The 8,530-nt window shown below is 30.8% G+C and carries 6 protein-coding genes and 1 pseudogene; all 7 read left to right on the top strand.

The window, feature by feature from the left end:
• Window positions 1–90 precede the first annotated feature (90 nt).
• Complete coding sequence (locus PW5551_RS09825; RefSeq protein ID WP_113075598.1) at window positions 91–360, top strand: hypothetical protein; 270 nt, start codon at window positions 91–93, stop codon at window positions 358–360.
• A gap of 721 nt (window positions 361–1,081) precedes the next feature.
• Entirely contained in the window at window positions 1,082–2,281 is a 1,200-nt protein-coding gene (gene mtnK, locus PW5551_RS09820; RefSeq protein ID WP_113075597.1) for an S-methyl-5-thioribose kinase, read from the top strand.
• A gap of 66 nt (window positions 2,282–2,347) precedes the next feature.
• Complete coding sequence (gene mtnA, locus PW5551_RS09815; RefSeq protein WP_113075596.1) at window positions 2,348–3,400, top strand: S-methyl-5-thioribose-1-phosphate isomerase; 1,053 nt, start codon at window positions 2,348–2,350, stop codon at window positions 3,398–3,400.
• 54 nt (window positions 3,401–3,454) lie between these two features.
• On the top strand, window positions 3,455–4,492 hold the full coding sequence (locus PW5551_RS09810) for a substrate-binding domain-containing protein (RefSeq protein WP_113075595.1): 1,038 nt from the start codon (window positions 3,455–3,457) through the stop codon (window positions 4,490–4,492).
• Between the two features lie 16 nt (window positions 4,493–4,508).
• The gene (locus tag PW5551_RS09805; protein ID WP_113075594.1) at window positions 4,509–6,062 is read left to right on the top strand and encodes a sugar ABC transporter ATP-binding protein; all 1,554 of its coding nucleotides are present in this window, start codon (window positions 4,509–4,511) and stop codon (window positions 6,060–6,062) included.
• 32 nt (window positions 6,063–6,094) lie between these two features.
• Window positions 6,095–7,084: an ABC transporter permease gene (locus PW5551_RS09800; RefSeq protein ID WP_113075593.1), complete on the top strand. Its 990-nt coding sequence runs from the start codon at window positions 6,095–6,097 to the stop codon at window positions 7,082–7,084.
• 86 nt (window positions 7,085–7,170) lie between these two features.
• Window positions 7,171–8,320: pseudogene (locus tag PW5551_RS10880) on the top strand (HAMP domain-containing protein); the annotation flags it as partial.
• Window positions 8,321–8,530 lie beyond the last annotated feature (210 nt).

The following is an 8,530-nucleotide window of genomic DNA, read 5'->3' as shown; positions in this document are numbered from 1 at the left end:
AAAAGATAGTAAGTAATAGGAGCGGTACTAGCGATAGCTGACAAATATGTAAGGGAACAGTACATAAGCAAACTAAAAGAGGTGATACGAATGACAAGAATAGGAGCTTCATTGTTTGAAGAAGGAATTGAAAAAGGCAAAGAAGAGGGATTTGAAAAAGGAATTGAAAAAGGCAAGGAAGAAGGAGAGCTAGAAGGAAAGAAAGAATTAGTATTAGAAATACTAAACCAAAGATTTGGAAAAGAATTTGATAAAGAGTTAGAAGAAAAAATAAAGAAAGCAAGCGAAGAAGAGATTAATAAGATAAAGAAAAATATTCTGAAAATAACCATAGACCAACTAAAAGAAATTTTAGAGTGAAATAATAAAACTTCCTAAATAAGTATTAATTTACCTCTTGCAAAAGATTTAGGTTTAATTCCCCTTTTTGAAGGGGTGGCTGTGACGGTTATTGTCACAGACGGGGTAGTTGCTTTTGAATTGGATTTTCAATTTGCTAAAAGCAAATTAAAGAGAGACTACCCCGGCTGCAGCACAAAACGCTGCATCCACCCCTTCGAGGAAGGGGAATAGAACCGACTACCCCGTCTGCAGCATAAAACGCTGCATCCACCCCTTCGAGGAAGGGGAATTAAATCGACTACCCATTTACAGCACAAGCCAGTGCTACTTTATTTTATATCCTTCGAATAGATTAACAATTCATCTCTTTTGTACCAACCAGTTTTTTCCTAAAATGTTTTACCCAATTCATTTTCATAATAAACAAAAAGGGGCATTTCATTATGCCTTTTTTTAAAGATTTTCTAATACTATCTTCACTAAATGAGTACAGATGAAAAAGAAATTGTAGTAGATCCATTAATTTTTTAAATTGTCTTTATTTTATAAGAAATTAAAAGATTTTTAATAATAATCAATATTAATTGTTCTTAATTAGTCATAATCGTCTATAATTAAACTTGACTAAAAATGTAAAAAAGAGTAAAATCGAAATAAATTAGTCGTCTAACTTTAGTTGACTAACGTCTGTTGAATATATTAGATATCTTACTTATCTGATTTAAGGGAGGATAATAGAATGAGTTATAGGTCTTTAAAGGAAAATGAGGTAGAAAACTATATAAAAGAAAAAGGTTTTTTTGGAGAAAATGAGAAATTACAAGTTAAAGAAATAGGAGACGGAAATTTAAATCTTGTATTTAAAGTAATAGGAGATAGCGGAAAATCATATATATTGAAGCAAGCTTTACCATATGTCAAAATTGTTGGTAGTGATTGGCCACTTCAATTAAATAGAAATAAATTAGAAGCCGAAGCAATGAAAAGGCAAGGAGAACTAGCCCCTGGTCTGGTACCTGAAATATACTACATTGATAATGAATTAGCTTTATTTATAATGGAGGATCTATCTACATTGGAAGTAATGAGAAAAGGAACATTACAAATGAAAAAATATCCTAATTTTTCAGAACATATTTCTACTTTTTTAGCTAATACTATTTTTTATACCTCAGATTTTTATTTAAATCCTCTTGAGAAAAAAGAAATGGTGAGAAGATTCATAAATCCTGATTTATGCAAAATTACCGAAGATTTAATATTTACCGACCCATATTATAACTCACCTCGAAATAAGATAAATCCTGAATTAAGATCTTATTTAGAAAATAAATTTTGGAAAAGGCAATATTTATGGAATGAAGCCTCTAAACTGAAATATATATTCATGACTAAAGCAGAAAGTCTTCTACATGGGGACCTACATACCGGTTCTATATTTGTAAGTAAAAATGATACTAAAGTTTTTGATAGTGAATTTTCATTTTTTGGACCTTCTGCTTTTGATCCTGGTTTATTAATTGGTAACCTTCTTATTAACTATGTCTCATGGGAAGGCAAGGAATATTCTAAAGAAAAAGTTGAAGATTATAGAGAATATTTGTTAATAACAATAGGAGATATATATAAAAAGTTCACAGATAAATTTTCTAAACTTTGGGGTGAAAAAACTAACGACATAAGTTTCAAAGACAATAATTTTTTAGATCACTATTTTTCAGAATTCTTTGAAGATATGATGGGTTACGCTGCTGCTGCAATGATAAGAAGAATGCACGGATTAGCTCATAATATAGATGTCGATGAAATTGAAGATTTAAAAGAAAGGTCAAAAGTTCAAATAATTATTTTGGAGTTAGCTACCCAATTGATGATGAACAGGAAAAGGTTTAAAGTTGTTGAAGATGTAATTTCTTACGTAAGATCAATCATTTTTTAAATTCTTATATTTTTAATAACACTTGTATATTACCATAAGACAATTGCTATATTTGGAGGGAAATGGATGAATATTACTGAACCTATAATATGGAATAAGAACGATAAAACTTTAAAGATACTAAATCAATTGAAGTTACCAAATGAAGTGGAATATTTGACAAAAAAAACCGTACGAGATATTTACTATTCTATAAAAAATATGGAATTAAGAGGTGCACCCTTAATAGGAATAACAGCTGCTTATGGGGTAGTAATTGGATTATATAATTTAAGTAATAATGAAAGTTTTATCAAAAATGTAGAAAATAGTGTAAATATTTTAAAAGATGCGAGGCCTACAGCTGTCAATTTGTTTTGGGCACTGGATAGGATGTTGGGAAAAGCTAAAGAGATCGAAAAATTACTAATCCCATTTGAACAAAAAAAGGAAATCCTTGAAGAAGAAGCAGGTAAAATTTTTAGAGAAGATGAAGAAGGAAATATAAAAATAGGGAATTATTTTATAGATAATTGCCTTATAAAAGATGGTGATACCATTTTAACCCATTGTAACGCTGGAGCTCTTGCAACTTCTAAATATGGAACAGCTACTTCTCCTATTTATATAGCAAAAGAGAAAGGATGGAATATTAAAGTTTATGCCGATGAAACTCGTCCTTATCTTCAAGGTTCCAGATTAACTGCTTTTGAATTAAACCAGGTTGGAATAGAAGTGGTGTTAATTTGTGATAATATGGCTGGGTGGGTAATGAAGCAAGGCAAAATAAACGCCGTAATAGTAGGAGCGGATAGAATAGCAAGAAACGGCGATGTGGCCAATAAAATAGGTACATATTCAGTTGCTGTCTTAGCTCATAGACATGGAATTCCGTTTTATGTAGCTGCTCCAACTTCTACAATAGATATTGTTTGTGAATCTGGAAAAACAATCCCTATCGAAGAAAGAAATTCGAGAGAGGTTATGGAATTTAATGGGCAAAAAATAGCTCCCGATGGAATAAAAATTTATAATCCTGCTTTCGATGTCACCCCAAATGAATTAATTACCGCAATAGTAACAGAAAAAGGTATTTTAACCAAACCATATGAAATTAATATAAGAAAAATAAAATCTTAAAAAATATAAATTTCACAATTTGTAACTCAAAATCACACAGTGGAGGTGTAGGGTATGAAAAACACAGTAAAATTTTTAACGGTATTTGTGATTCTTTTATTAACTTTTTCTACTTTAGTTTTTTCAGTTGATAAAGAAGTAAAAGTTGTTCACGTTGCACTTGGTAATTACGGGGATCATTGGGTTCAATTAGTTTCTGGAGCACGTGAGATGGCAAATTTGTTAGGAATTAATTTAACGGTGTTAGACGCTCAAATGTCGAATAGCAAACAAGTTCAAATGTTAGACAATGCCATAACAATGCGTCCGGATGCAATTTTTATTGATCACGGTGAAGGAACTGCATTAAAACCAGGGATTCAGAGAGCTATGAGTTTAGGGATACCTGTGATCATTTTCGATGTTATTGTTGATACTGAAGTGACTTCAGAAATTTCCCAAGATGATTATATGTTAGCATATTTAAGTCTATCTGCAATGGCTCAGGATTTGAAAGGTGAAGGAAATATTGTAGTAGTGACGTTATCTGGAGTGGCTCCTTTGGAGAGAAGAATGCAAATATTACCGCTAATATTGGCAAGATATCCAAAAATTAAAGTAATTGAACAAATAGCTCCAACTTTTGGTTCTGCTGTGATCTCAAGTACTATGTCACTTATGGATGCAGTTTTAAGAGCTCATTCTAATGAGATTGATGCTATATGGGCACCATATGATCAACTTGCAATAGGAGCTTTAAATGCTATAAAACAAGCCAATAAAAATATTCCTGTTTATGGAGTAGATGTGAGTTCATATGACCTTTCTCTTATGGCTGCACCAGATAGCAACTGGAAAGCTACCGCAGCATGTGACCCTTCAGAAATAGGAAGAGTAGCTATGAGAATTGCATATTTAGCTGCCAATGATCAGTATGAGGAAATACCAAGATATGCTATAATTCCTCCAGCTTTAATCACTCAAGAAGTTGCACGCGAAATTGATTTGGAAAATGGGGAATTTATAACTAAAGATTTGGTTCCGGCATGGGGAGATAGCGGCATAGCTTGGACTAACGGAATGAGAGAATTAGTTAAAAATAATCAAAAGTGAATTAGGAGTGTTTTTAATGGATGAATTATTTTTTGAAATAAAAGTTCAAAACTTGTCTAAAAAGTTTCCGGGAGTACAAGCTTTAAAAAACATAAATATGCTTTTAAGATCTGGAGAAATTCATGCAATAGTTGGAGCAAATGGTGCAGGGAAAAGTACATTTGCTAAAATTTTGTCAGGAGTCTATAGTGAATATGAAGGTGAAATAGGAATAAATGGAGAAAAAGTTAATCTAAATTCCCCACAAAAAGCATTTGAGTATGGGATAAACACAGTATATCAAGAGGTTGATACTGCTCTTGTACCATATTTTACAGCTTCAGAAAATTTGTTTTTATTCAAGAAAAAAAATGATCAAAATAATTTATTTATAACTCAAAAGGGTTTTTCAAAAAAAGCAAAAGTTATCTTAAATAATTTAGAAATAAAAATAAATTTTAATTTGGATTCATTTGTGTCAAATTTATCAGTAGCTGAAAAACAGTTGCTTTTAATTTCAAAAGCTTTAATTTATGGATCTAAATTTATTATTTTCGATGAGCCAACCGCCTCTTTAGGGCCGCAAGATGTTGCGGCCCTCTTTGAAATAATTAAATCTTTAAAGAAAAGGCAAATAGGAGTTTTATATATTTCTCATAGAATGCCAGAAGTATTTAATATTGCGGATAAAATTACAGTTTTTAGAGATGGGATGAAAATAGATACTTTTGATAAAGATAAAACAAATGTTGATACAATTGTGAAAGCGATGTTAGGTAAAAAAAATCAGTTTACTCATGTGCTTCATAAAGAAAAAAAGAATAACTTTGATGAAGTAGTTTTAAAGGTAAAAAAATTATATGTAGAAAACAAATTAGGCCCACTTTCTTTTGATCTTAAGAAAGGAGAGATTTTAGGAATCACCGGATTAATAGGTGCAGGAAAAACTGAACTATTAAAGGCTTTATTTGGAGTCGAAAAAAGTCAAACTTGTGAAATTTGCTTAGAAAATAACGAAATAAGAAAAATTAAAAATCCACAAAATGCTATAAATAATAAAATATACATGATTCCTGAAGAAAGAAGAAAAGAAGGTTTAATAGTTGGTGAAGATATTAAGTGGAATTTGATGTTACCTAATTTTAAAGAATTTTCTAAATCAGGAATTATCAAAAGTAAAGCAATTGAAAACACTTCTATAGAATTTATTCAAAATCTAAAAATTAAATGCTATGGGCCAAATCAGTTGGTCAAAAATCTTAGTGGTGGAAATCAACAAAAAACCGTAATAGCCAAATGGCTTATAAAAGAAAAACTGAAAGGTGCAAAAGTGATAATATTCGACGAGCCCACAGTAGGAATAGATATAGGAACAAAAGAAGAAATATATCAATTAGTTGAAAAAATAGCTGAAACAGGAATAGGTGTTATATACGCTTCTTCTGATATAGATGAAATTTTAAGAGTATCTGATAGAGTAATTGTTATGTTTAGAGGGCAAATAGAAGGTATTTTAAATCGAAAAGAAGCAACTAGTGAAAAAATATTAAATTTGGCAACAGGAGGACATCAAGTAAATAAAACTTTATAAAATAACAAATCATTTTAGTGGGAGGGAAGATTTTGAACTCAAAAATAATAAAATTTTTTTCTAACTATGGTACAATATTGGCTTTATTAGTATTAATGTTGATTTTTGGGATAATGATTCCTAATTTTTTAAGTTTAGGAAATATTACTGATATTTTACGCTCTGTTTCTGTAATAACAGTTATAGCTGTGGGATTTACTGTGGCTTTAAGTGCCAACGCTTTCAATTTAGCAATTACAGGAATTGCTGGTCTTTCTGGAGCACTTACTGCCGGATTAATGGTATGGAACCTCTTCAATCCCATAATAGCAATTTTAATATCAGTTGGGGTTGGAGCATTGTTTGGTTTTTTAATAGCTTTGTTTGTGATTTATTTTAAAGTAGATGATTTGTTGGCAAGTTTAGGAGTTATGTTTATTACACAGGGATTGGCATTAACTTATACTGGTGGATTAAATATTTATTCTAAAATGATTAAACCTTCGCCAACCGGGGGTTTTATTACCGCCCCGGGAGTCATACCGGATGCTTTTTTGTTTTTAGGCCAAGGGAATATAGGCTTTCTTCCAATGCTTATCATAATTATGTTTGCTATAGTTCTTTTAATCCATATTTTTTTGAATAATACGAGATATGGAAGAAACTTGTATTCAATTGGAGGTAATCCAGAAGCTTCGTATTTGGCTGGGATTCCTGTTAATTTATACAAAATATTAGCTCACTCATTAAGCGGAGCTTTAGCTGCTTTTGGTGGTATATTGTTAGTTTCTCGCTTGGGAAGTGCTCAAATTGCAGAAACTCAAACAATGTTGTTAGATTGTGTTGCTGCAAGTTATATTGGTATTTCTGTATTAGGTCTTGGAAAACCAAATCCTTTTGGAACTTTTATTGGAGCAACTTTGGTGGGAGTAATGATTAATGGATTAACCATGTTAGGTGTTTCTTATACGATGCAAGATATTTTTAAAGGTATAATTTTGCTGGCGGCTTTAACTATTTCTAGATTTACTTCTAAATATTAATTTTTCAAAGATAAAATATATGATCCGAAAGCTTTTGTAACTTTATGATTACTATTATATATTAAAATTATAGTATTAAGATTTACATGATTAAAAAATTGGAATTTTTAGGGGGTGTTATTATTTCTTTTAAGAATATAGGGGGAAGGATTTCTTTGATTATTATTGTTATCCTTATGTTATTTGGTGTAACAGTTTCTTACAATATTTATTCTTTGATAACTTCTAACCAAAGCCTGGAAAGTTATAAAGATTTATCTGACGAAACAAATAGAATTTCAAAAATAGAGTTGAATTTTTTTGAAGCAGCTCTAGCTTTAAAAGATTATGTAATATACTATGATGCTGAGATACGAGAAAATTTTTTGATTAACATAAGCGATATAAAGTATGAATTAACTGATGAAACAAGTGAAACGACGAAGATAGTTAATTTAAAAAGTTACGTAGAAACTTATGAAAGTTTGTTTAATCAGATAGTTAGATTGAATTCAGAAAAAGAAAGACTTATAGTTCAAGATTTTACAAATATTTCTAATGATTTAAAACAAGTTATTTCGGATTTTAAATATCTTGCTGACAAAAAATTTCTTTCAGCTTTAGTGTTTTATTCAGATAGATCAATTGAAATATTAGATAATATTATGCAACTTTCTTTTATATATTTTTCATCATTAGAAGCAAGCGATAAAAATAATGTATTATCTTCTTTTAATGATCTAAATATTCAATTAGAATTGATTGAAGATAGCTTGGTAATAGCAACAGACGAGCTTAAACAAATTTTTCAAAACACAAAGAATCTATCTACTAGATTAAATAATGTGTTTAACCAAATAGTAGAAAAGATAGAATCACAAGACCCGATAATACAAGAAATGGAAGGAATTAGGGTAGAAATACTAAACCTACTAGAAGAACAAAGGGCAGAACTAAAAATCCAGCAAGACACATTAGGTCCGACACTCATAGAAGAAAACCAAAAAGCGATAATGCTCACGATAGTACTAACGATAATAGCGTTTGTAATATCGATAATAATGGTAATATACCTAATAAGAAGCATAACAAAACCGCTAACAGAATTCAGGAACAAGATAAACCAATTCAAAGAAGGAGACCTAACAGTAGACTTTGAAAGTAAAAGCAAAGACGAAATAGGGCAAATGGCGAACGCATTATCAGGAATGAGTAAAGAACTAAGGGAATCGATGGGATCGATAAAACAAGCATCAANCAAAGTAGAAAANGCATCAAAAACGNTAACNAACTCATCANAAGANAGCAGAAAGAACTCAGAAGAACTAAAAGCACAAATAGACAAAATACAAACAAGNACAGAAGAAACAGCGGGGAATGTAGAAGAAGTAACNTCAGGAGTAGACGAAGTAGCAAGGGCAGCNCAAGGGGTATCGCAAGATGCACAAAGGTTAAACGAAGAAGCNG

This window comes from Petrotoga sp. 9PW.55.5.1, assembly GCF_003265365.1.
GTDB lineage: Bacteria > Thermotogota > Thermotogae > Petrotogales > Petrotogaceae > Petrotoga.
Note: the sequence above shows the minus strand (reverse complement) of the source record. Positions and strands in the feature narration are given on the sequence as shown.

Bases quoted from the DNA above. Each gene is read 5' to 3' on its own strand.
- PW5551_RS09825 (WP_113075598.1), top strand. From the start codon at position 91: ATGACAAGAATAGGAGCTTCATTGTTTGAAGAAGGAATTGAAAAAGGC.
- mtnK (WP_113075597.1), top strand. From the start codon at position 1,082: ATGAGTTATAGGTCTTTAAAGGAAAATGAGGTAGAAAACTATATAAAA.
- mtnA (WP_113075596.1), top strand. From the start codon at position 2,348: ATGAATATTACTGAACCTATAATATGGAATAAGAACGATAAAACTTTA.
- PW5551_RS09810 (WP_113075595.1), top strand. From the start codon at position 3,455: ATGAAAAACACAGTAAAATTTTTAACGGTATTTGTGATTCTTTTATTA.
- PW5551_RS09805 (WP_113075594.1), top strand. From the start codon at position 4,509: ATGGATGAATTATTTTTTGAAATAAAAGTTCAAAACTTGTCTAAAAAG.